Here is a 23,321-nt window from a genome sequence, read left to right on the forward strand (position 1 = left end):
TCATGCCTCCAGGGCCGAGCGGAGGTCCCACAGGGTGCGCCAGGTGCCGGCGCCCTGTTCGGCGCGCCGGCGGACCGGCCCGTCCCAGTAGCCGAGCAGCCGGGCGGCGTCGGCCGGGTCGTCCTTGCGGACGACGCCGATGAGTTGGCCGGGGAGGCGGCCGAGCAGGTCGCCGCCGTCGGGCAGGTAGGCGGCGGTGACACCGAGCGCGGTGGCGACCGAGACGGCTTCTGCGGTGCTCATCACGGTGGACGGGCGCTCGACGTCCCAGCCTTCGGTGGAGCGGCCGGTTCGCAGGTCGCGGAAGGCGGTGACGAGGGCCTCCAGGACGGCGTCGTCCACCGCGTAGGGGGCTCCGGCGCGGGCGACGGCGACGGTCGACTGCCGGCGGACGAGTTCGACCTCGGCGGCGAGGCTGGCGATCGGGCCGACCGTCTCGAAGTTGAACCGCCGCTTGAGCGCCGCGGACATCTCGCTGACACCCTTGTCCCTCAGGTTGGCGGTGGCGATCAGGGTGAAGCCGGCGGCGGCGTGCAGCTGTCCGTCCGGGGTGCCGGCCAACTCGGGTACGGAGAGCCGCCGTTCGGAGAGCAGGGAGACCAGCGCGTCCTGCACCTCGGGCAGGCAGCGGGTCACCTCCTCGACGCGGGCCACCGCCCCGGTGGTCATCGCGGTGAGCACCGGGGACGGCACCAGGGCGTCCCGGCTGGGCCCCTTGGCGAGCAGGAGAGCGTAGTTCCAGCCGTACTTGAGCTGGTCCTCGGTGGTACCGGCGGTGCCCTGGACGGTGAGCGCGCTGGTGCCGCAGACGGCGGCGGCGAGCAGTTCGGAGAGCATGGACTTGGCGGTGCCGGGCTCGCCGACGAGCAGCAGGCCGCGCTCCCCGGCGAGGGTGACGACGCAGCGTTCGACGAGGGCGCGCTCGCCGACGAACTTCTGCTCGATGGCGAGGCTGCGGCGGCCGGCCTTGAGCTTCTCGCCGTCGCTGCCCATGACGAAGGTGACGACGGCGCGCGGGGTGAGCCGCCAGCCGGGCGGGCGCGGGCCGCTGTCGTACGCGGCCAGGAACTCCAGTTCGGCGGCGTGCTTCTCCTCGGGCGGGATGATCTGCCGGCTCGCGGGGGCGGTGTCGGCGCTCGCCTTCGGGTTGCCTGTCGGTGTGCTGCCCGTCGGTGTGCTGTTCGTCGGCGTGGCGCTCATCGGCGTGGTGCTCATCGGCGGGCCTTCCTGCGCTTGCTGGTCTGGAGCTCTTCGTAGCCGGGGGCGTCGCCGTCGAGGGTCCGCTGCCAGGCCCGGGCGAACAGCTCCGGGACGGGCAGGTGGGGCAGCGGGACGCGGTGGGTGGGCAGTTCGTAGAGGGCGGCCTTCCAGGTCTCGGCGGGCAGCGCGGGGGCCTTGGCCTCCTGCCAGCCGCCGGGCAGGAAGAGGGTGCGGCCGGCCCGGGCCCGCTTGGCCTCCAGCACCAGGTCGGTGGCGGCGAGTTCGACGCGGGCGCGCTTGAGCCTGGCCGGCTTCCAGCCCGTCCAGCGGGCGACGTTGCGGTCGGTGGGGTCGGGCAGGGCCAGCAGTTGGAGGTAGAGCACCGCGGCGTCCTCGCCGAGGCCGTGGGCCCGGGCCGCCTCGGCGACCAGGTCGGGGACGGTGAGCTGCGGGTGCTGTAGCCAGGTCTGGCCGTCGGCGGCCACCACCGCCTCGGTGGTGGCGGCTGCCAGGCGCTCCACTTCGCCGCGCAGGACGGCCTCGATGGCGCCCCGCTCAGTTTCCAGCCAGTAGCTGGCCCCCAGCCCGCCGAGCAGTTCGAGCACCGGGTCGTCGGGGCCGGTGAGCCCGGCCGGGCGCAGCCAGACCCGCTCGTACTCGTCGTGGTAGGGCGTCAGGACGAGGGCCGGGCCGCAGTCGACCAGTCCGTTCGGGTCGGCTCCGCCCGCGGCCGGCAGGCCGAAGTGGGTGCGCAGGACGGCCGACATCGAGGCGCCCTTGGTGGTGTGGACGAGGTGGAAGTCGAGCAGCAGGTCGGGGTCGGCGAGGCGGCTTCGCAGCGCGGCGGCGGCCGCGGGCAGCAGCGGGCGCAGCGGGCTGTCGGCGGGCAGGTGGTAGGCGAGCCAGCGCAGGGCGTCGACGGCGCGGCCGAGGTCGCCGGAGGCGGGTGCGGCGCTCTGGTCCTCTGCGAGCAGCTGGGGGGTGGACCCGCCGCCGTCGCTGAGCCGGAAGGCCGTGGTGCCGGTCAGCCAGGGGGTCTGTGCGGGGTTGAGCACCGCCTCGATGTGTTCGATCTGCGCGCCCTTGACGGTGGCCTGGGCGGCCTCGGGGAGGGTGACGAGCCGGCCGAAGTGCCGGATCCAGGCGGCGGCGCCGGCGTCGAGGTCGGGGCCCTCCGTCCAGAGGGTCTTCGGGTCGGCGGGCAGCAGGGCGCCCCAGACGTCGGCGAGGGCGTCCCGGTCGCGGCCGCGCAGCCAGTCCCGGGCGGCCTTGGCCTCGGTGGACTTGAGGCCGTACTCGGCGAGCCGGTCGGCGGGCAGCACGGCGCTGTGCCACTGGAAGAGCCCGGGCGGCGGGCTGAGCAGCAGGGCGGCGCGGGCGGCGCCGATCCCGGTGAGCCCGCCGAAGGCGGTGGCGCGGTCGAGCTGCCAGGGGGCGCCTCCGTGCAGCGCGGCCGCCTGCCGGAACGCGGCGATCCAGGCGGCGCCGACCCGCTCCTCGGTGCCGCGTTCCTTGACGGTGGTGAAGTGGGCGACGGGCCCGAACGCGCCGCTCGGGTCGTGGTCGACGGCGTACCACTGCTCGGTGCCCTCGTGGTGCCGGCGGTGGCCGAGGATGACGACGGTGCGGTCGCCGTGGCGCAGCACCTGCCCCTCGCGGGGGACGGCGGGCTGGTGGCGGTTGGCGCGGTCGGCGGGTTCGCCGAGGACGATCTCGCGCAGGGTGGCGCCGCGGTCGGCGAGCACTCCCTCGGTCAGTTCGCCGAGGAGCAGCACGAGGCTGGAGCGGTGGGCCGGTTCGGTGAGCGGGGCGGCCACCGCGTAGGCGAGGGTGTCGAGACGGCCGAGCAGGTGCAGCCAGCCGTGGTGGGTGCCGCCGTATTGCAGGGTGACGGTGGCCGGGGTGCTCCAGCCCTCGCCGGTGGCGGCCGGCGGGTCTGCCAGGACGGCGGTGACGGCGCGCAGGTTGTTGAGCACCCGCCACCGGTCTCCGCCGCCCCAGTTGGGGCCGAAGCAGGCGACGTCGGGCAGGAGGGTGGTGACGGCCTCGCGCAGTTCGTGGTCGCGGCCGTGCTCGGGCCGGTACTCGGCGGCCTCGGCCTTGGACGGCTTCTCGGCCTCCGGCTGCGGGACGAACCGGGCGATCCGGTCGAGCAGGTCGGCGGCGGTGCGGGCGAGCCCGGCGACCCCGGCGAGCAGCAGCGGGTGGCTGATGCCGGGCAGGACGGTGCCGACCGCCTGAACGGGCAGGGCGCGGCGGGCGCCACCGGACTGGGCCAGCGGGCGTCGGACGCCCTGGGCGGTGATCCAGCGCTGCTCGTCCTCGGGCACGGGCCGGCTGTCGGTCGGCCAGGCGGCGTCGATCAGGCGGGCCGCCTGCTCGGTGTCGACGGCCCGCAGGACGCGTGAGCCCGCCTCGTCGCGGGGCCGCAGGGCGTGCCAGTGGTCGAGCGGGGGGACGAGCGCGGTGCCGGCGGCGGCGAAGTCCCCCGGGCGGCAGGGGCGCAGGTCGATGGTGCGGTCGGTCTCGGCGGCCAGGTCGGGCAGGGTGAGGGCGAGGCCGTCGCGCTGCGCCTCGGTGACGACCGGTTGGGCCCGGCCGGGGAGGGTGAGGCGGCCGACCGGGACGTGGTCCGGGTGGCCGTCGGTGATCGGCAGGACGATGGCCTGCCCGTCGGCGGTGGTGGTGGTGACGGCGCGGTCGAGGTCGACCCGGACCCAGCTGCCGAGCACGGTGCCGTCGGTGCCGAGCGGCGTCTGCTCCAGGCCGGGCTGGAGCGGCAGCAGTCGGGTGCGAGTGAGGGTCAGTCGGCCGGCGGCCGCGGTGGCGGCGATCACCGGTGGTTCGGCGGCGCGGCCGAGGGCGCCGGTGTGCGGGTCGAGTTCGCGCAGGACGGCGCCGTCCTGGCCGTAGCGCACTGTCCAGTGGCCGGTGCCGTCGCCGAGGACGCGGTGTTCGGCGGGCATCCGGGTGTCGCCGGGGTGCAGCGGGCGTTCGCCGGTGGTGCGGCCGCCGCCGGGCAGCGGGAGGGAGGGGGGCTCGGGATCCCGGTCGCCGTAGTGGTAGCCGGCGATGGTCTCGCCGGTGAGTTCGACGACCTCGCCGGGCCGGCTGGACCAGTAGGCGTGCTGCTTTCCGTCCTGGTACCAGGCGACGAGGAGTTCGCCGTCGACGAGGCGCAGCCGGGGCTGGTTCCAGCGCTCCTTCGCCGGGGGCAGGCGCAGGGTGTGCTCCAGTAGGACGCCCTGCGGGCCGACCACGACGGCCTGGTCGTGGCGGGCGAGGATCAGGTACGGCCAGGCGTCCTCGACGATCAGGCCGGTGAGGCGCCCGCCGTTGAGGCCGGGGGTGTCCTGCGGCTCGGAGTCCGGGCCGGCGGAGTCGGCGCCGGCAAGGTCCGCAGGGTCCACGGGCTTGGCGGGGTCGGCCGGGTCGGCGAGCTTGGCCAGGGCCTCTTCCAGGGCCGGCCAGCCGAGTTCGTCGAGGATGCCGGCGCCGAGCGCCCCGGCGAGCAGGGCGGTGACGTCGAGGGCGGCGATCCGCTCGGCGGCGGCCGGGGCGACGGCCCGCACGGCGGTGCGGTACGGGCTCAGCGAGCTCACCAGGTCGGCGGCGCCGGCCAGGCCGCGAGCGGCGGTCAGCTCGTCGGTCCGGAGTTCGGCCCACTCCTCGAACAGGCGGCGCAGCAGCGGCAGTGCGGGCACCTGCCGCTTGACGGCGGTCTCCCAGGCGGGCGGGGTCGCGGCGCGCAGGACGGGCCGGAACCGCGGGTCGGCGGCGACGGCCGCGAGGCCGGCGCTGTCGGGGCCGCACTGGTCGACCCAGTCCTTGAGGTCGAACCGGAGGGTGGCCGACGGGTCGGCGACGGGCACGCCGTCGGCGAGCAGCCGGTCCAGCAGGTCGAGTTGGGTCTGGCTGCGGCGGACGTCGGTGTACAGGTCCACCGGGACACCGTCGGCCCGCAGCCGCTCGGCCATCCGGCCGGCCAGGGCGACGGTGGCGGCGCAGCTGGGCCGGGAGCGCCAGCCGCGCCCGAGGTGGTGGCACCAGCGCTGGAGCCACGCGGCGGCGGGCTCGGCGCCCTCGGCGCGCGGGCCGGTGAGCAGTTGCTCGGCCCCGGTCTCGGCGAGCAGGACGAGCCAGGCGGTGTCGTTCACGGCGGCGTCGGTGCCGGCCGGGTCGGGCATCAGCTCCAGCAGGCGGGCCCGGACCGCCTGGTCGCGCCGGCCGAGTTCGGTCAGGGGGCCGTGCCAGGACTTCCAGAACGCCCCGGGCGCCCGGTTGGCGCCCGGGCCGGCCAGCAGTTCGGCGAGCAGCGCCTGTTCGTGCTCGGCGCGGTCCAGCCCGGCGGCCTTGATCAGTGCGCGGGCGTCCTCGGCGACCCCGGCGTAGGGGGCCATGCCGGCGGCGGAGCGCTCGGTGCAGAGCTGGCGGAAGCGCTGCCAGGCGGTCAGCGCGTCGAGCCGTTCGGCGAGCTCCTTGACGTACTGGCGCAGGGACTTGACGGTGAGCGCGCCGGCCAGGGCGAACTCCAGGAAGACGGCGCGCAGCCGCTCCTCGTCGACCGTCAGGCGGTAGGTGCGCTCGGCCTCGCGGGCCTTGCCGAAGTAGCCGGCGGCGTAGGTCTGGTTGCCGTGGGCGAGGAAGATCCGGCCGACCTCCTCGCAGAAGGTGGGCAGGAAGTGCGGCACGGCGCGGCCGAGGCGGGCGGCGAGCGCCTCGAACCCGTCCTTGGCGGTGCCGGGCTTGGACCGGGCCTGGCGGGAGAGCCGTTCCATCTCCTTGACCAGGGCGAGCGCGTGGTGCCCGTTGGCCGGGTCGTGGACCAGCGCCCAGGCGGGGAAGCCGAGCGCCTCCTGGCGGACCTGGCCGACCTCGGCGGGCGTGCCGTCGGGGACGAGCCCGAGGAAGTCGACGGCGAGGTCCTCGGCCGGTCCGAGCGCGCCGGGGACCAGCCGGACGATCCGGCGCCCGTCGAGCGCGGGGTGGGTGTAGGCGCGGGCGGTGAGCACGTCGGCGGCGCTGTCGGGGCGGCCGACGCCGGGCAGGGTGCCGGGCGGGAGCACGGCCCCCGCGTCGAGCAGCCGCTCGTGCGGCCCGGCGTCCTGGGCGGCCGTCCGGTCGGCGTCCTGAACGGCCCTCTGGTCGAGTCCGGTGGCGGTCATGCGGCGTCCTCCCCTTCGATGGTGCGGCCTGCGTACAGTGCGGCGGCCATCCGCATGCCCTCGGACCAGGCGATCGGGCCGACCTCGGCGAGCGGCAGCACCCGGCCGTCCGGGCCCGCCCAGCTGAGCGCGCCCGTCTCGCAGGCGTCGTACTCGTAGTAGTCGCCCACCCAGACGCGGGCCTCGACGGTGCGCCCCGCCTCCACCACGGGCTGGACGGCGGAGCCGCCGCGCACCCGGTGGCCGAGCCGGGCGCAGCGCCCGAGCAGTTCGCGCAGTTCCCGGTAGCGGCCGCCGGCGTAGGTGGTGACCTCGGTGCCGGCCGGCCGTTCGTCCGGCCGGTGCCAGACCTCCCGGTAGAGCTGCGGCACGCGCTGGGAGACGCCGAGCTCGACGGCGAACTCGCGCAGGTCGTCGAGGTCCGGGAGCAGCACGGGGTGGGGTATCAGGATCTCGCCGTCGGTGAGCCGGACGGTGTCGCCGTCCAGGTCCACCAGGCCGAGCCCGCGCTCGGCGTCCGCACCGCGCAGGAAGCCGGCGACGGCGCCGTCCGGGCCGGTGACCACCAGGTCGCGCAGGACGGCCTGCCAGGCCTCGTCCGCCCAGACCGCGGTCAGCACGGCGGCGGGCACCGGCAGCGAGCGCACCATCCACCGCTCGACGTCCTCCTGGCAGCGCCGCTCGTGCGCGGCCAGCCACTCGGCGAGCTGCCTGAGCTGGGCGACCACCGGATCGTCACCGAGCTTCGACGGCAGGGACTTCAGCTCGCGGCCCGCCGCGTTGCGGCAGACCACCTTGCCCTCCCCGTCGAGCGCGACGCGGTACCCTCCCGCGCCTGTTTCCACCCATGCCACGGACGTCTCCTCCCACCTGCCGGTCAGCGATGCGAGGAACGTAGCGAGGCCCACTGACAAAGCGGCGGCCGGGGAGGCCGTTCCGCGGCTTCCGGGGCGCAAACCCGTCGAACGAGTGAACGGGGCAGGCGACACGCCGCCTGCCCCGCCACCCGCCTCCCGTCGCCCGCCAGGTCACACCTGACGCATCGTCAACGTACTGACGCCGCCCGGGGGACGATCACCGGAGCGCCGTCGCCGGGGGCGGCGAGCACGTCGCTGTCGATGTCGTACAGCGCGCGCACCAGCGGTGCGTCGACCACCTCGCGGGGCGGGCCGCAGGCCACCACCGAGCCGTCGCGCAGGGCGACGACCAGGTCGGCGTAACGGGCCGCCGCCGCGAGGTCGTGCAGCACCATGACGACCGTCCGCCCGCCGGCGGCGACCTCGCGGACCAGTTCCAGCACCTCGACGGCGTGCCCGAGGTCGAGCGCGCTGGTGGGTTCGTCGAGCAGCACGACGGGCGCGTCCTGGGCGAGCACCATGGCGAGCCAGCAGCGCTGCCGCTGGCCGCCGGAGAGCCGGTCCAGCCGGCGGTCGGCGAGTTCCTCGACGCCGGTGGCGCGCAGCGCCCGCGCGGTGAGCCGCTCGTCGTCGGACGACCACTGGCGGAAGAGCCCCTGGTGCGGGTGGCGGCCGTAGCGGACGAGTCCGGCGACGGTGACCGCCTCGGGGGCCTGCGGGCTCTGCGGGAGCAGCGCGACCCGGTGCGCGGCCTGGCGCGGCCGCAGCCGCCAGACGTCCTCGCCGCCGACCAGCACCCGCCCGCCGTCCGGCCGGTGCAGCCGGGCGACGGCCCGCAGCAGGGTGGACTTGCCGCAGCCGTTCGGGCCGACGACGGCCACCACCCGGCCGGCCGGGACGGTGAGGTCGACGCCGGCGAGCACCGGGCGGCCGGGGCCGTAGCCGGCGGTGAGGCCCTGGATCGTCAACTCCATCGAGGGTTCCTTCGGTTGGAGGGGGCTGCGGGCCGGCCGGGCGAGGTGCCGGCCGGCCGGGCACGGGCGCGGGCCCGGCCGGGTACGAGCCCGAGCGCGGACGCGGGCCCGGAACGGGGCCCGAACGCGGGCCGGTCAGGAGGCGGCGAGCGCCTTGCCGATGTCGCCGATGACCACGTCGGCCGCGAGCGGCCCGCCGCGGGTGGACCAGACCGACCCGTCCACGGTGACGGCGTGCTTGTTCTTCACCGCGCCCAGCTCCTGGTAGGCGGGCTTGGACTGGACGTCCTTGAGCGCGGTCTTGCCGTCGTCGGTGAGGGTGGACAGGAACAGCCAGTCGCCGTCGATCTCGGCGAGCTTCTCCAGGCTGAGCGCCGGGCTGTGCGCGTTGCCGTCCTTGTCCTGCGCGGCCGGGCGGGTGAGGCCCATGTCGAGGGCGACGCCGCTGGCGAACTGCTTCTTCTCCATCCAGCTCGGCCCGGTGGGGTTCCAGCGGACGATGGAGACGGCCGCGCCCTTGTTCTTGCCGAGGTCGCCTCCGGCCTTGGCGGCCTTGGCCTCGTAGTCGGCGATCACCTTGTTGCTCTGGTCGAGCTTGTTGACGGCGTTTCCGATGCCGCGGAAGGCGAGCTTCCAGTCGTCGGTGGGTGCCATGGTGACGAGGGTGGCGGGGGTGATCTCGCGCAGCTGCTTGAGCATCTGCTCGTCCTGCATGTCGCCGGCCAGGATGAGGTCGGGCTTGGCGGCGATGACCTTGTCCATGACGGGCTGCAGCAGGTTGCCGACCACCGGGACGCCCTGGACCTTGTCCTTGAGGTAGGCGGGCGGCTCGTTGAGCCCCTGGCCGTTGGTGATGCCGACGGGCTTGACGCCGAGGGCGAGCACCGCGTCGAGGTCCTCCTGGGTGAGGGTGACGATCCGCTGGGGCGCGGCGGGGATCTCGACGGCCTTGCCGGTCGCGTCCTTGACGGTGCGCTTGCCGCCGGCCACGTCCGCCGCCGGGCTGCCGGCGGCGGAGGAGCCGCCCGCGGAGCCCGAGGATCCGGAGGAGGACCCGGAGGAGCCGCACCCGGCGAGCAGGAGGGCGGCCGCCCCGGTGACGGCCAGCGCCCGGGCCGCGCGGCGGCGGACGGGGTGGAGCGGGCTCTGGGCGAACGGCATGGGTGCCTCCGGGCAGCGGTGGTACGGGGGTTGGGCGGCGTCCGGGTGACCCGGCACGGTGGCGGTGCCCACAGGACGATGCGCTCATTAGGTTAGCCTTACCTTATGACATTGTCGCAAGTGGGCGCCCCCGGGGAGTCCCGCACCGAGCCGGACGCCCCGCCGCCACCGCCACCACCGCGCGGGGACGGCCGCCGCGCCGCCTGGCCGATCACCCTCGGCGCGGTCGCGGTCCTGCTCGCCCTCGCCGCGCTCTCACTGTCCGTCGGCGCCGGGGAGGTCGGCCCCGGGCGGGTGCTGGACTACCTGCTGAACCGCCACGGCGCCCGCGCGGACAGCCGGCTCGCCCTCGTCGTCGGCGACCTGCGCCTGCCCCGCACGGCCACCGCCCTGCTGGTCGGCGCCGCACTCGGGGTCGCCGGGGCGCAACTGCAGTCCGTCACCCGCAACCCGCTCGCCGAGACCGGACTGCTCGGCGTCAACGCCGGCGCCTCCCTGGGGGTCGTGCTCGGCATCGCCGTACTCGGCATCCAGACCTCGTACGGGTACCTGGCCTTCGCCTTCGGCGGCGCCGTGCTCGCCAGCACGCTGGTGCTGCTCATCGCGGGCGCCCGGGGCGGGTCGCCGATGCGGCTGGTGCTCGGCGGCTCGGCGGTCGGCGCCACCTTCGGCGGGCTCACCGGCGTGCTGATCGTCAACTCGCCCGAGGCGTACGACCGGTACCGGGTGTGGGTGCTGGGCTCGCTGGCCGGGGTGGAGGGCTGGACGACGCTGCGCCAGCTCGCCCCGGTGCTCGGCGTGGGCTTCCTGCTCGCCCTGCTCGCCACCCGGCCGCTCACCGCGCTCGCGCTCGGCGACGACCTCGCCCGCGGCCTCGGCCACCGCCCCGGCGCCACCCGGGCCGCGGTCGCCTTCGCCGTCACCCTGCTGACCGCCTCGGCCGTCGCGCTGGCCGGCCCGATCTCCTTCCTCGGCCTGCTCGCCGGGTTCCTGGGGCGGGCCGTCGCCGGCCCCAGGGTCGGGCAACTCACCGTGCTCGCAGGGCTGTTCGGCGCCGCCGTGCTCACCGGGGCCGATGTGCTGGCCCGGGTGGTGGCCCGCCCGTTCGAGGCGCCGGTGTCGGTGATCGTCTCCCTGGTCGGCGCCCCCGCGCTGATCGCGATCGTCCGCTCCCGCCGGACCGCCGCGCTCGGCATGGCCGATCCGGCCGAGCCCGCCCCCGTCCGGCGGTCCGAGCCGCCCGCGCCCAAACCCGACCTGGTGCTGCGGCGCGGCGCCTGGTCGCTGCTGCTCCCCCGCCGGGCGCTGCTCGCCTCGCTCGCCCTGGCCGCGGCGCTGCTCGCCGTCGTCGTCGTGTCCGCCCACGCCGGGCAGAGCGAACTCGGCCTCGGCCGCACCCTCCAGGCCGTGTTCGGCTACGGCGACCGGCTGGACGTGCTGCTGGTGCAGAAGTTCCGGCTCGGCCGGATCGTCGCCGGGCTCGCCGCCGGCGCCGCCCTCGGCCTGGCCGGCTGCCTCACCCAGACCCTCGCCCGCAACCGCCTCGCCACCCCCGAACTGCTCGGCGTCAACGACGGCGCCACCGCCGCCGTCCTGATCTCCGCCACCGTCTCCGGCACCTTCGGCGCCTGGTGGGCCGGCCCGCTCGGCGCGCTGGCCGCCGTCCTGGTCGTCACCCTGGTCTCCGGCGGGCTCGGCGCGCAGGGCTACCGGGTGCTGGTCGTCGGCCTCGCGATGTCCGCGCTCGCCTCGGCCGTCATCCAGGTCGCGCTCGCCCGCCGCTCGCTCAACTCGGCCGGCTCGCTGTACGTCTGGACCTCCGGCAGCCTCAACGGGCGGGACTACGCCGTCGCCACCCCGGTCCTGATCGGGCTGGCCGTGCTCGTGCCGCTCGCGCTGGCGGCGGCCCGGCGGCTGGCGGTGCTGCGCTTCGACGACAACGTGGCCGCCTCGCTGGGCGTCGACCCGGGCCGGGTCCGGCTCGGCTGCCTGCTGCTGGCCGTCGCGCTGGCCGGACTGGCCGTCGGCGTGTGCGGGCCGGTCGGCTTCGTCGCGCTGGCCGCGCCCGTGATCGCCGGGCGGCTGGCCGGGCCGGCGCGCGTACCGGTCCTCGGCTCGGCACTGACCGGCGCCGTCCTCGTCGTGCTCGCCGACACCGTGGGGCGGGTGCTGATCGGCGGGGTGGAGATCCCCGTCGGCATCGTCACCACCGTCCTCGGCGGCCCCTTCCTGCTCTGGGTGCTGCTCGGCCGCAAGGGCACCCCCGCCTAACCTCCCCGAGGAGTCCCGCAGATGGAAACCCTTCCCCTCGTCGCGCCCGATCCGGCCGACCCCGCCTACCGCCTGGTCACCTTCGTGCACGAGGACGCGTCGTGCGACGGCGTGCTCGCCCTCCTGCACACCGTCACCGACAAGGACCGGCACGCCGGCGACCTCGCCCCGCACCTGATGACCCGCCGCGACGACGGCCGCTGGTCGATCACCTACCGGCTGCGCGCCGACCACCGGGCGTCCTACCAGCTGTACCCGTTCCGGGGGGACGCCCCCGGCACCACCCGGGCGGACTGGCTGCGCGTCCTCGACCACGCCCGCCCCGACCCGCACGACGCCGCCCCCCGGCTGCCCGCCCGCGACGGGCGCCACCCGTCGTCCGTGCTCAGCCTGCCCGACGCCCCCGCCCAGCCGTACGCCCGGCGGCGCGACGGCGTGCCGCGCGGGCGGACGGTGGCCCACGAGGTGGCCGGGCGGCGGGTGGACGTCCACCTCCCCGCCGGTGGCGGAGCGTCCGCCGGTGGCGGGCCGTTCGCGGTGGCCGTGCTGCTGGACGGCGAGATGTGGGGCGAGGTGCTGTCGGTCGGCGACACCCTCGACAACCTCGCGGCGGACGGCGCCATCCCGCCCACCGTCGCCCTGCTCGTCCACACCATGGGCCCCTGCCGCCCCGACGACCTCAGCTGCAACCCGGCCTTCGTCGACCTCCTCGCCGACCGCCTCCTCCCCTGGGCGGCAGCCGAGTTCGGCACCACCACCGACCCGGCCGGCACCGTCATCGCCGGCCAGAGCGCGGGCGGCCTCACCGCCGCCTTCGCCGCGTTCCGACGCCCCGACCGCTTCGGCGGCGCGCTCTGCCAGTCCGGTTCCTTCTGGTGGCCGGACGAGACGGAGTTCGACGAGGGCAGTGAGTGGCTGACCCGCCAATTCGCCCGCGAGCAAAGGCGGGAGGCCCGGTTCTACGTCGAGGTCGGCCTCCAGGAGTGGATGCTGCTCCCGCAGAACCGCCACCTGCGCGACGTCCTCACCGCCCGCGGCTACGACCTCGCGTACCGCGAGTTCAACGGCGGCCACGACTACGCCTGTTGGCGCGGCGGGCTGGCGGACGGGCTGGCGCACCTGCTGGGGCGTGCCTGACGGTTCCCGGCAAATCGGCGAATCGACGAATCGGCGGACCGGCGCGCGGCGACGGGGGCGTGCTAGCGTCCCGGTGGCGGCGCGCCGGCGACCGCCCCGGACGAGATGTGCGCCGTACCCGGCCCGCCAAGACGACGCACCCAGGGAGACGTCATGGCCGCCGGTGCCCCGATCGCCCGTCCGCTCGATGTGCGGTGGATCCACGGATCCCCGTCCGCGAAGCACAACACGGACCCGGACATCCAGGTCCACGCGTACGACGAGCACACCGTCATCCTGCGGCAGAACAAGGCGGTCAACTACGAGGCGCCGTTCCTGTTCCTGCTGTTCGGGGGCGAGCGGGCCGTCCTGATCGACACCGGGGCCACCGCCTCCGCCGCGCACTTCCCGCTGCGCACCGTGGTCGACGGGCTCATCGACCGGTGGCTCGCCGACAACCCCCGCGACGGCTACGGGCTGCTCGTCCTGCACACCCACCCGCACGGCGACCACGTCGCGGGCGACGGGCAGTTCGCCGACCGGCACGCGACGACCCTGGTCGGCGCCGACCCGACCACGGCCTGGCCGTACTTCGGCTTCGACCAGGACCCGGACGCCGTCGCGCAGGTGGACCTCGGCGGCGGCCGGGTGCTCGAATGCCTGGCCACCCCGGGCCACCACCCGGCGGCCGTCACCTACTACGACCCGTGGACGGGCCTGCTGCTCACCGGCGACACCGTCTACCCGGGCCGCCTCTACATCGACGACTGGCCGGCCTTCACCCGCACCGTCGACCGGCTGATCGACTTCGCCGAACGCCGCCCCGTGACGCATCTGCTCGGCTGCCACATCGAGATGACCCGCACCCCCGGCGTCGACTACCCCATCCGCACGACCCACCAGCCCGACGAGCCGCCCCTGGAACTGACCGTCGGACACCTCCGGGCCATCCGCACCGCACTCGCCGACCTCGGCGACCGGCCGCGCCGGCACGCCCTGCCCGACCTGATCCTCTGGCCGAGCGCCTGAGCCCATCGGTCAGGCGCTCGGCGATCAGTCCTTGTACGGGACGAGCCGCGCGAGGTCCAGTTCGAAGCCGAACGGATCGGGAACGCTGATCGTCCCGCCGAACTCCCGCTCGGTCCTCGTGTGGTACCGGTCGTGGTTCGGCTCGGAGAACAGCGTGGCCGTCCGCTGCCGCGGGTCCACGATCAGATAGAGCGGGAAGCCCATGCGCGGGTAGTCGCGGACCTTCCCCGTCCAGTCGTTCTCGGGATTGGACGGGGAGACGATCTCGACCGCGATCAGGGCCAGCTCGGCGGGGATGTCGTGGCCGGCCAGGTCGATGACGTCCTCGGGCAGGTACGTGAGGTCGGGATTGCGCACGGAGCCGACCTCGGGTGAGGAGAGATCACTGTTCCCGGTGGGGAAGTAGCCGGGAGGGCAGTGCGCCTCGAACTGGCGTTGGACCAGCGCGAGGTTCAGCTGGTGGACCGACGACGGTGACGCCTGCATGACGATGATGTCGCCGGACAACTCCACCTTGTAGCCGTCCGGGAGACTGCGCCGGGCCTCTTCGAGAAGACGGTAGCGCTCGGGGTTCATGGACTCTCCTCCAGTGCTCCGGCCACCGTACGGCAGCCGGAGCCGATTCAGGGTGCCGGCGCCTCCCGGGGGAGGCGGGTGGCGAGGAGGGTGCCGGCGGCGACCAGGGCGGCGGTGAGCAGGAGGGCGAGGCGGTAGGGGCCGGGTGAGCCGCCGTCGGTGTCCAGGGCGCCGATGAGGGCGGCGGTGGCGGCGATGCCGAGGGCGCCGCCGAGGGTGCGGACGATGGTGAACAGGCCCATGGCCCGGCCCATCGCGGGCCCGGGGACGTCGGCGAAGCCGGCGATCTGGACGGTGAGCACGGCGGTGCCCAGGACGAGCCCGACCGCGAACATCAACGCCCGTACGGCCCAGGGGTTCTCGGCGAAGCCGAGGGCGGCCAGGACGAGGGCGGCGAGCAGCAGCGCGGGCAGCGCGAGGCGGCGGGGGCCGAACCGGGGCAGCAGGCGGTCGACCACCTGGGAGGCGGCCATCAGGCCGATCGCCTCGGGGAAGACGCTCAGCCCCGCGTCGAGGGCCGAGGCCCCGAGGGCGGCCTGGTAGAGCAGCGGGAGGACGAACAGGGCGCCCATCAGGCCGGCCGAGGTGAGCAGCGCCAGCCAGGTGGCGGTGCCGAAGGTGCGGTCGGCGAGCTGCCGCAGGTCCACCAGTGGTTCGGCGGCGCGGAGTTGGTGTCGGACGGCGATGACGAGCAGGAGGAGACCGGCCACGCCGCTGAGCGCCACTCCGGGCGAGGACCAGCCGTGCGCCGGGCCGAAGCCGAGCGCGTAGGTGAGCAGTCCGAGGCCGGGGGTGGCGAGCAGGAAGCCGGTGGTGTCGAAGCGGCCGGCCGGGGGCTCGTCCGCCGCGCGCAGGCCGATGAGCCCGGTCACGACGGCCGCGACCCCGATCGGCACGTTGACCAGGAACAGCCAGTGCCAGGAGAGGTGTTCGGTCAGGAGGCCGCCGAGCGGCGGGCCGAGGGCGGGCATCAGGGCGGTCGGGACGATCAGGATCCGGCCCAGGCCGGCCCGCTCGTGCGGAGCGAAGGCCCGGAACAGCAGGGTCATCCCGACGGGGGTGAGCAGCCCGCCGGCCACGCCCTGGACGGCCCGCGCGGCGGCGAGCGAGCCGAGGCCGGGCGCGGCGGCGCACAGGGCGGAGGCGAGGGTGAACGCGGCCAGGGAGCCGAGGAAGACCCGTTTCACGCCGAACCGGTCGCCGAGCCAGCCCGCCACCGGCAGGCCGACGGCGAGGCCGACCAGGAAGGCCGTCTCGACGGCGTTGGCGGCCGAGACGGGCCGCCCGAAGTCCTCGGCGATGGTGAACAGCGCGGGGTTGACGATGGTCGAGTCCAGGCCGTTCATGCACATCGCGGCGGTGTAGACCACGACCACCGCGGCGCGCCCCGCGAGCAAGGGGCGCGCCGGGGCGGCCTCGACGGCCGGAGGGGTCACAGGTCGGTCCAGTGGGCGGTGATCCACTGCACGGCGTCGGCGCGCTCGCACGGGCCGTGGGAGACGTTCCAGCCGGCCGGGACGGCGGCGAAGGCCGGCCAGAGCGAGTGCTGGCCCTGGTCGTTGACGAGGGCGAGGAACTCGCCGTCACCGTCGAAGGGGTTGGCGGGGGCGTCACTCATCGGAGGACTTCTCCAGGTGGTCGGTGATCACGCGGGCGATGTGCGCGATCGGGGCGGGCAGGGTCATGTCCTTGTGCGAGCAGGCGACGTCGGTGTTGTCGATGCGGCCGGACACGTACGGGATCCAGAGTTCGGGCACCAGGGTCTCGTCGATGGTGTCGACGGTGGCGCGGAAGAACAGCACGTCGCCGTCGAAGGGGCGGTGGTCGTGGCCCCGGACGAGGTGGTTGGTGTTGAGGTAGATCCGGTTGAGGGCGGCCACGGTGGCGTCGTCGAGCCCGGCGAGCGGACTGCCCTCGCGGCGCAGCAGCTCGGTGACGGCAGCGAGTTCGAGCGGCCGCCCGGCGAGGTCCTCGGGGCCGTAGCCGCCCATGGTGAGCAGCGCCTCCAGCGCCTCGGCCTGGTCGGGGACGGGCAGGTCGCGGAAGCCCTCGGCGGGGTAGGCGTCCAGGATCGCGAGCAGTTCGACGGCGTGGCCGAGGTCCTGGAGCCGGACGGCGACGGCGTGCGCGATGATCCCGCCGGTGGACCAGCCGAGCAGCCGGTACGGTCCCTCGGGCTGGGCCTCGCGCAGCCGGTCGACGTAGTGCGCGGCCAGTTCGTCCAGGGTCTGCGGCAGGGGCCGGGCCGCCGTGGCGGCGCCGACGCCCTGGGCCTGGAGGCCGTAGATCGGCTGGTCGGCGGGCAGGTGGCGGATCAGGCCGGTGTAGCACCAGCTGAGGCCGCCGGCGGGGTGGACGGCGAACAGCGGGGTACGGCGTCCGGGCGCGGCGGGGCGCAGCGGGAGCAGGACGTCCAGCGCGTCGGCGCTCTGCGAGCCGGCCGCCAGGGCCGTGTCGAGGGCGGCGACGGTGGGCGACTGGAACAGGGTGCCGATGCCGACGTCCAGGCCGAGCAGTTCGCGGATCCGCCCGGCGAGGCGGACGACCAGCAGCGAGTGGCCGCCGAGGGCGAAGAAGTCGTCGTCGACGCCGACCGCCGCGACGCCCAGCACCTCGGCGAAGAGTTCGCACAGCTGCTGTTCGCGCGGGGTGCGCGGCGGGCGTCCGGCGCCGGTGGCGGGTGCGTCGGGGGCGGGCAGGGCGCGGCGGTCGAGCTTGCCGTTGGCGGTGAGCGGCAGCCGGTCGAGCAGGACGACGGCGGAGGGCACCATGTGGGCGGGCAGTTCGGCGGCGGCGTGGGCGCGCAGGTTCTCGGGGGTGACGGCCGCGACGGCGGCGACGGCGGCGACGGCGTGCGACTCCTCGGGGCTCGCCGTGGTGACCGCGTAGCCGACCAGGCGCTTGTCGCCCGGGGCGTCCTCGCGGACGACCACGGCGGCGTCGGCGACGCCCGGGTGGGCGGCCAGCACGGCCTCGATCTCGCCGAGTTCGATCCGGAAGCCGCGCAGCTTCACCTGCTGGTCGGCGCGGCCGAAGTACTCCAGGACGCCGTCGGCGCGGCGGCGGGCGAGGTCGCCGGAGCGGTACATCCGGGTGCCGCGTTCGCCGAACAGTTCGGCGTACGGGTCGGCGACGAAGCGCCCGGCGGTGAGGTCGGGGCGGCCGAGGTAGCCGCGGGCCAGGCCGGCCCCGGCGACGTACATCTCGCCGGTGACGCCGGGCGGGACGGGCTGGAGGTGCTGGTCCAGGACGTAGACCCGCAGGTCGGGGATGTTGACGCCGATGGTGCTGCTGCTCCCGGCGGCGGCGGTGGCCCGGTCGAGGGCGATGTAGGAGACGTGCACGGTGGTCTCGGTGATGCCGTACATGTTGACCAGGGTGGGCGCGTCCTCCGGGTGGCGGGCGTACCAGTCGTCGAGCCGGGCCAGTTCGAGCGCCTCGCCGCCGAACACCACGTAGCGCAGGGCGAGTTCGGCGCCGGGGCGGTCCCGGTCGGCGGCGCTGAGCTGGTAGAAGGCGGACGGGGTCTGGTTGAGCACGGTGACGCGTTCGCGGGCGAGCAGGTCGAGGAAGGCCGCCGGGTCGCGGCTGACCAGGTGCGGGACGACGACCAGGCGGCCGCCGTGCAGCAGGGCCCCCCACAGCTCCCAGACGGAGAAGTCGAAGGCGTAGGAGTGGAAGAGGGTCCAGACGTCGTCCGCGCCGAAGCCGAACCAGTGGTCGGTGGAGCTGAACAGCCGGACCACGTTGTGGTGGGTGACGGGCACGCCCTTGGGCCGGCCGGTGGAGCCGGAGGTGTAGATGACGTAGGCGGTGTCCTCGGCGCGCAGCGGGCGGGTGCGCTCGTGCTGGGCCAGCGGGGTGGCCGGGTGGGCGTCCGACTCCGGTCCGTCGACGAGCAGTTGGGGCACCTGGTGAGCGGGCAGCCGGGGTGCGGTGGCGCGGTCGGTGAGCAGGGCGGCGGGGGCGGCGTCGGCCAGCATGTAGGCGAGGCGGTCGGCCGGGTAGTCGGGGTCGAGCGGCAGGTAGGCGGCGCCGGACTTGGCCACCGCGAGGAGGGCGACGACGAGTTCGAGCGAGCGCGGCAGGGCGAGGGCGACGATGGTGCCGGGGCCGATGCCGTTGGCGGCCAGCAGCCGGGCCAGGCGGTCGGCGCGGGCGGCGAGTTCGGTGTAGTCGAGCTGCTCGTCACCGCAACTGACGGCGACGGCCTGCGGGTTGGCGGCGGCCGCGGCCTCGAACAGCTCGGCCAGGGTGGTGTCCGGGGCCGGGGTGTGCGGGGCCGAGGTGTGCGGGGCCGAGGTGTCCGAGGTGTGCGGGGCCGGGGTGTGCGGGGTGCCGTTCCACTCGACGAGGGCGCGCAGCCGCTCCTCCTCGCCGATCAGCGGGAGCCGGCCGATCGCGGTGTCGGGCGCGGTGGCGGCGGCGGTGAGCAGCCGGGCGAGGCGGGTGGCGAGCCCTTCGACGGTGGCGGCGTCGAAGAGGTCGGTGCGGTACTCCAGGAAGCCGCCGATGCCGCCGCCGGGGAGCTCGCCCGCGTTGAGGGTGAGGTCGAACTTGGCGGTGCCGCTGGGGACGGCGGCGATCCGGGCGGTGAGGCCGCCGCCCAGCGGGTGGGGCTCGTCGGGCCGGCTCTGCCAGGCGAGCATCACCTGGAACAGCGGGTGGCGGGCGAGGGAGCGCGGCGGGTTGAGCTCCTCGACCAGGCGGTCGAAGGGCAGGTCGGCGTGCTCGTGGGCGGCGAGGACGGTGCTGCGGACCTTGCCGAGCAGCTCGCGGAAGGTCGGATCGCCCGAGGTGTCGGTGCGCAGGACCACGGAGTTGACGAAGTAGCCGACCAGGTCGGCGGTTTCGGGGTCGTCGCGGCCGGCGACCGGGGTGCCGACGGGGATGTCGGTGCCGCAACCGTGCCGGGTGAGCAGGGCGGCGAGTCCGGCCTGGACGGCCATGAAGACGGTGCCGCCGGCGGTCCGGGCGAGCACGGCGAGGGCCGCGTGCGCCTCGGCGTCGAGGGTGAAGGGCACGGTGGCGCCGTGGTGGCCGGCGACGGCGGGGCGCGGGCGGTCGGTGGGCAGTTCCAGCTGGTCGGGCAGGCCGGCCAGGGCGGTGCGCCAGTACTCCGACTGCCGCGCGGCGAGCGGGCTGGGCGCCTCGGAGGTGCCGAGCAGCTGCCGCTGCCAGGCCGCGTGGTCGGCGAACTGCACTGCTGGCGCCGGGAGTTCCGGTGCGCGGCCGGCCAGCCGGGCGGTGTAGGCGGCGGACAGGTCGCGGACCAGCGGGGTGGTGGACGCGCCGTCGCTCGCGATGTGGTGGAGCAGCAGGAGCAGGGTGTGCTCGGCCGGGCCGTGGGTGAACAGGGTGGCGCGCAGCGGCGGCCGGCCGGTGAGGTCGAAGGCGTGCCGGACGGCTTCGGCGAGCTCGGTGCCGTCGTGCAGTTCGACGGGCGCGGCGGGCAGCACCCGCTGGTACGGCGTGCCGTCCGGCTCCTCGCCGTAGACCGTGCGCAGCACCTCGTGCCGGGCGGCGAGGTCGCCGAGGGCGAGGGTGAGGGCGGTCCGGTCGAGCGGGCCGGTGAGGGTCAGGGCGAGCGGGATGTTGTAGGTGGGGCTGGGGCCCTGGAGCCGGTGCAGGAACCACAGGCCGCGCTGGGCGGGTGACAGCGGCATCCGGTCGGTGCGCGGCACGGGCACCAGCGCGGGGCGGCCCTCGGGCTCGCCGCCGGGGTGCGCGTCGAGCAGCGCGGCGAGCGCGGCCGGGGTCGGGTGGCGGAAGACGTCGGCGAACCCGACGGCGGCGGCGAAGGTCTCGCGCAGCCGGGCGGCGAGGCGGCCGGCCAGCAGCGAGTGGCCGCCGAGGTCGAAGAAGGAGGCGTCCCGCCCGGGTGCCTGCGGCAGGTCGAGGACGTCGGCGAACAGCCCGCAGACCAGTTCCTCCTGCGGCGTGGCCGGGGCCGTGCCGGGCTCGGCGGCGGCGGGTTCGGGCAGGGCGCGGTGGTCGAGCTTGTCGTGGGCGGTGCGCGGCAGTTCGTCGAGGACCAGGACGGCGGCCGGGACCATGTGGCCGGGCAGCCGGGCGGCGAGCGCGGCCCGCAGCGCGGCCGGGTCGAGGGCGACGCGGGGGGTGGGGGCGGGTTCGACGGCGTCCTCCGACATGGCCTCGGCAACGGTCTCGGGGACGGCCTCGGGAGCCGCCTCGGACTCGGAAACCGCCTCGGAGGCTGTCTCGGGAGCCGCCTCGGGGACGACGTAGCCGAGCAGCCGCTTGCCCTGCGGACCGGAGCGGGCGATCACCACGGCCTGGGCGACGCCCGGCAGTTCGGCGAGGACGGCGGCGATCTCGCCGGGCTCGATCCGGAAGCCGCGGATCTTCACCTGGTCGTCGGCGCGGCCGAGGAATTCCAGGGTGCCGTCCGGTCGGCGGCGGGCGAGGTCGCCGGTGCGGTACATCCGGTCGCCGGGCGGGCCGAACGGGTCGGCGAGGAAGCGTTCGGCGGTGAGGTCGGGGCGTCCGAGGTAGCCGCGGGCCAGGCAGGCCCCGGCGACGTACAGTTCGCCGGCGACGCCGTCGGGCGCGGGGCGCAGCGAGCCGTCGAGGACGTAGGCGCGGGAGCCGCGCACCACCCGGCCGACCGGGGCGCCGTCGGGGCCGGGCGTCCAGGCGTAGGCGTCGACGGTGGTCTCGGTCGGGCCGTAGAGGTCGATCGGGTGCAGGCCGGCTGCGGCGGTGAGGCGCTGCCAGAGGGCGGGCGGGGTGGCTTCGCCGCCGACCGCGATGACCGCCGGGCGGTGCCACTCCTCGTCCAGGATGCCTTCGGAGAGCAGGACTTCGAGGTAGGAGGGGGTGACGTCGAGGTAGTCGACGCGCTCCCGGTGCAGGTGGCCGGCCAGGGCGGCCGGGTCGCGGTAGGTGGCGTCGTCGAGCAGGTGCAGCTCGTGGCCGTGGACCATCCACAGCACCGGGTCCCAGGAGGCGTCGAAGGCGAACGAGGCGCTGTGGGCGACGCGCAGGCGTTCGCGGCCGGTGCGGCGCACGGCCGGGGCGATGTGGTCCTCGCCGTGGCCCGCGTACAGGTTGGCCAGCGAGGCGTGGGTGACGACGACGCCCTTGGGGCGGCCGGTGGAGCCGGAGGTGTGCAGTACGTAGGCGGCGTGGTGGGGCCGGGGGGCCGGGGGCGCGGTGGCGGGCTCGGCGTCCGCGTCCCCGGGCAGCACGGTGGGCAGGCCGGCCGGCAGGTCCAGTTGGGCGAGGGCGTCGACGGTGCCGACCGCGCAGACCGGGCGGGCGTCGTCCAGGACGGCGGCCAGGCGTTGCCGGGGGTGGGCGAGGTCGAGGGAGACGCAGGCGCCGCCGGCCTTGAGCACGCCGAGCATCGCGACCAGGGTGTCCACGCCGCGCGGCAGGGCGAGCGCGACCGGCGCACCGGCGCGCACGCCGAGGGCGTTCAGGCGGTGGCCGAGGCGGTTGGCGGCGGCGTCCAACTCGGCGAAGGTGAGGGCGGTTTTGCCGCTGCGGACGGCGACGGCGGCCGGGGTGCGGGCGGCCTGCGCGGCGAACAGCTCGGGCAGCGTCCGGTCGAGCGGCGGCTCCGCGCGGCCGGCGGTGGCGCGGCGCAGGCCGTCCGGGTCGAGCAGGTCGATCCGGGCGATGGGCGTCTGCGGGGCGGCGAGCAGCAGGTCGGTGAGGGCGTCGAGGTAGCGCAGCAGCCCGTCGCGGTGGGCGGCGAGCGAGGCGGTGTCGTGGCGGGCGGGGTCGGCGTCCAGGACGAGGCGCAGCGCGCCGCCGGGGGCGGGCGAGACGCCGACGGCGAGGTCGTCGACCGGCCCGGCGGCGAGGTTGCGGACGACGCCGGGCAGGCCGGCCAGGTCGAGATCGCCCTCGAAGGCCTTGATGTTGACCATCGGGCCGAACAGGGCGCGCCGCTCGCCGGTCAGCCCGAGGTCGCGGCGCAGGTCCTCCAGCGGGTAGCGCTGGTGGCGGCGGACGGCGCGCAGCTCGCGGACCACCCGGCGCAGCAGCGCCTCGGCGCTGTCGGCGGGGCGGACGGCCAGGCGCAGCGGGAGGACGTTGGCGGCGGCGACGGGGGTGCGCAGGGCGGCCGGTCCGCGGCGGTTGGCGAGCGGCAGGCCGAGCACGACGTCCTCGGTGCCGGCCAGGCGGTGCAGGTAGCCGGCGGTGGCGGCGAGGAGCAGTTCGGCCCAGGTGGCGCGGGCGGTGGCGGCGGCGCGCTCCAGTCGGTCGCGGGTGCCGGCGGGCAGTTCGGCGGTGAGGCGCAGGGGGGCCTGGGCCGGGGTTGCGGACAGCGCGGGCGCCGGGCTGCCCGGCAGGGTCGCCGGGGTGTCGGCGCCGGCCAGGCGGTCGGCCCAGTAGGCGCGGTCGGCCGGGTACTCCTCGCCGTCCCGGTAGGCGGCCTCCTCGGCGGCGACCTCGGCAAGGGTGGCGAACGGGCGTGCGGCGGGCTCGGCGCCGGTGGCGTGCGCGGTGTACAGCTCGGCGAGGCGCTCGCCGAGGAGGTTCAACGCGTAGGCGTCGACGGCGAGGTGGTGGATCCGCCGGTACCACTGGTACCGGTCGTCGGCGAGGCGGATCAGCGCGTGGGTGAACAGCGGGCCCTCGGCGAGGTCGGCCGGGCGGGCGAGGTCGGCGCGCATCCAGGCCTCGGCCTCGGCGGCCGGGTCGTGCGCGGCGCGCAGGTCGAGGTGGTGCAGCGGCCAGCGGCGGCCGGGGCGCGGCTGCTGGCGGGGCGTGCCGTCCGGGCCGGTGACGACGACGGCGCTCAGCGCCTCGGCCTCGTCGACCGCCTGCCTCAGCGCGTCCTCGAACCGGCCCTCGTCGAGCGGGCCGGTGATCTCGACGGCGTCGCCGGTGTTGTAGACCGGGCTGTCGGGGTCGAGTGACTGCGCGTACCAGATGGCGGCCTGGGCGGCGAGCAGCGGGACATCGACGGCCTGGGTTTCGACGGCAGGCATGGTTCG

The 23,321-nt window shown here is 75.9% G+C and carries 12 protein-coding genes and 1 riboswitch; of the genes, 3 read left to right on the plus strand and 9 right to left on the minus strand.

All coding sequences use genetic code 11. The features are described from left to right. The 5 genes from ACFVX9_RS05925 to ACFVX9_RS05945 form a co-directional block, all read right to left on the minus strand. Window positions 1–1,215, minus strand: coding sequence for an AAA family ATPase (locus tag ACFVX9_RS05925; protein ID WP_387980595.1), 1,215 nt, complete (start codon window positions 1,213–1,215; stop codon window positions 1–3). Continuing rightward, the gene (locus ACFVX9_RS05930; RefSeq protein WP_387980597.1) at window positions 1,212–6,365 is read right to left on the minus strand and encodes a hypothetical protein; all 5,154 of its coding nucleotides are present in this window, start codon (window positions 6,363–6,365) and stop codon (window positions 1,212–1,214) included. Before ACFVX9_RS05930 ends, ACFVX9_RS05925 begins: the two co-directional genes overlap by 4 nt. Then, complete coding sequence (locus ACFVX9_RS05935) at window positions 6,362–7,219, minus strand: DUF4132 domain-containing protein (RefSeq protein ID WP_387980599.1); 858 nt, start codon at window positions 7,217–7,219, stop codon at window positions 6,362–6,364. The genes ACFVX9_RS05930 and ACFVX9_RS05935 overlap by 4 nt, the downstream gene beginning before the upstream one ends. Window positions 7,220–7,410: 191 nt before the next feature. Continuing rightward, window positions 7,411–8,196: an ABC transporter ATP-binding protein gene (locus ACFVX9_RS05940; protein WP_380489714.1), complete on the minus strand. Its 786-nt coding sequence runs from the start codon at window positions 8,194–8,196 to the stop codon at window positions 7,411–7,413. Between the two features lie 135 nt (window positions 8,197–8,331). Next, window positions 8,332–9,357, minus strand: coding sequence for an ABC transporter substrate-binding protein (locus ACFVX9_RS05945; RefSeq protein ID WP_387980601.1), 1,026 nt, complete (start codon window positions 9,355–9,357; stop codon window positions 8,332–8,334). 105 nt (window positions 9,358–9,462) lie between these two features. On the opposite strand from ACFVX9_RS05945, the gene fhuB reads away from it, so the two are divergent. From fhuB to ACFVX9_RS05960, 3 genes are all read left to right on the plus strand, one after another. Continuing rightward, window positions 9,463–11,628, plus strand: a complete 2,166-nt coding sequence (gene fhuB, locus ACFVX9_RS05950; RefSeq protein WP_387980603.1) for a Fe(3+)-hydroxamate ABC transporter permease FhuB — start codon at window positions 9,463–9,465, stop codon at window positions 11,626–11,628. A 21-nt stretch (window positions 11,629–11,649) separates the two neighbouring features. Beyond that, window positions 11,650–12,765, plus strand: coding sequence for an enterochelin esterase (gene fes, locus ACFVX9_RS05955; RefSeq protein WP_380489718.1), 1,116 nt, complete (start codon window positions 11,650–11,652; stop codon window positions 12,763–12,765). A gap of 73 nt (window positions 12,766–12,838) precedes the next feature. Continuing rightward, a riboswitch (guanidine-III (ykkC-III) riboswitch) is annotated at window positions 12,839–12,906 on the plus strand. Between the two features lie 12 nt (window positions 12,907–12,918). Next, complete coding sequence (locus ACFVX9_RS05960) at window positions 12,919–13,773, plus strand: MBL fold metallo-hydrolase (protein ID WP_387980606.1); 855 nt, start codon at window positions 12,919–12,921, stop codon at window positions 13,771–13,773. A gap of 24 nt (window positions 13,774–13,797) precedes the next feature. On the opposite strand, the gene ACFVX9_RS05965 is transcribed toward ACFVX9_RS05960, so the two are convergent. The 4 genes from ACFVX9_RS05965 to ACFVX9_RS05980 are packed head-to-tail and all read right to left on the minus strand — an operon-like array spanning window position 13,798 to window position 23,315. Beyond that, entirely contained in the window at window positions 13,798–14,349 is a 552-nt protein-coding gene (locus ACFVX9_RS05965; RefSeq protein ID WP_380335984.1) for a Uma2 family endonuclease, read from the minus strand. Between the two features lie 47 nt (window positions 14,350–14,396). Further along, window positions 14,397–15,785: a DHA2 family efflux MFS transporter permease subunit gene (locus ACFVX9_RS05970; protein WP_387980609.1), complete on the minus strand. Its 1,389-nt coding sequence runs from the start codon at window positions 15,783–15,785 to the stop codon at window positions 14,397–14,399. After that, window positions 15,782–15,967, minus strand: coding sequence for an MbtH family protein (locus ACFVX9_RS05975; RefSeq protein WP_063349847.1), 186 nt, complete (start codon window positions 15,965–15,967; stop codon window positions 15,782–15,784). Before ACFVX9_RS05975 ends, ACFVX9_RS05970 begins: the two co-directional genes overlap by 4 nt. Beyond that, window positions 15,960–23,315 (minus strand): amino acid adenylation domain-containing protein, encoded by a 7,356-nt coding sequence (locus ACFVX9_RS05980; RefSeq protein ID WP_387980611.1) that lies wholly within the window; start codon window positions 23,313–23,315, stop codon window positions 15,960–15,962. Before ACFVX9_RS05980 ends, ACFVX9_RS05975 begins: the two co-directional genes overlap by 8 nt. Between the last annotated feature and the right edge of the window lie 6 nt (window positions 23,316–23,321).

Source organism: Kitasatospora sp. NPDC058243 (assembly GCF_042882025.1).
GTDB lineage: Bacteria > Actinomycetota > Actinomycetes > Streptomycetales > Streptomycetaceae > Kitasatospora.

Bases quoted from the DNA above. Each gene is read 5' to 3' on its own strand.
- ACFVX9_RS05925 (WP_387980595.1), bottom strand. From the start codon at position 1,215: ATGAGCACCACGCCGATGAGCGCCACGCCGACGAACAGCACACCGACG.
- ACFVX9_RS05930 (WP_387980597.1), bottom strand. From the start codon at position 6,365: ATGACCGCCACCGGACTCGACCAGAGGGCCGTTCAGGACGCCGACCGG.
- ACFVX9_RS05940 (WP_380489714.1), bottom strand. From the start codon at position 8,196: ATGGAGTTGACGATCCAGGGCCTCACCGCCGGCTACGGCCCCGGCCGC.
- ACFVX9_RS05945 (WP_387980601.1), bottom strand. From the start codon at position 9,357: ATGCCGTTCGCCCAGAGCCCGCTCCACCCCGTCCGCCGCCGCGCGGCC.
- fhuB (WP_387980603.1), top strand. From the start codon at position 9,463: ATGACATTGTCGCAAGTGGGCGCCCCCGGGGAGTCCCGCACCGAGCCG.
- fes (WP_380489718.1), top strand. From the start codon at position 11,650: ATGGAAACCCTTCCCCTCGTCGCGCCCGATCCGGCCGACCCCGCCTAC.
- ACFVX9_RS05960 (WP_387980606.1), top strand. From the start codon at position 12,919: ATGGCCGCCGGTGCCCCGATCGCCCGTCCGCTCGATGTGCGGTGGATC.
- ACFVX9_RS05965 (WP_380335984.1), bottom strand. From the start codon at position 14,349: ATGAACCCCGAGCGCTACCGTCTTCTCGAAGAGGCCCGGCGCAGTCTC.
- ACFVX9_RS05975 (WP_063349847.1), bottom strand. From the start codon at position 15,967: ATGAGTGACGCCCCCGCCAACCCCTTCGACGGTGACGGCGAGTTCCTC.
- ACFVX9_RS05980 (WP_387980611.1), bottom strand. From the start codon at position 23,315: ATGCCTGCCGTCGAAACCCAGGCCGTCGATGTCCCGCTGCTCGCCGCC.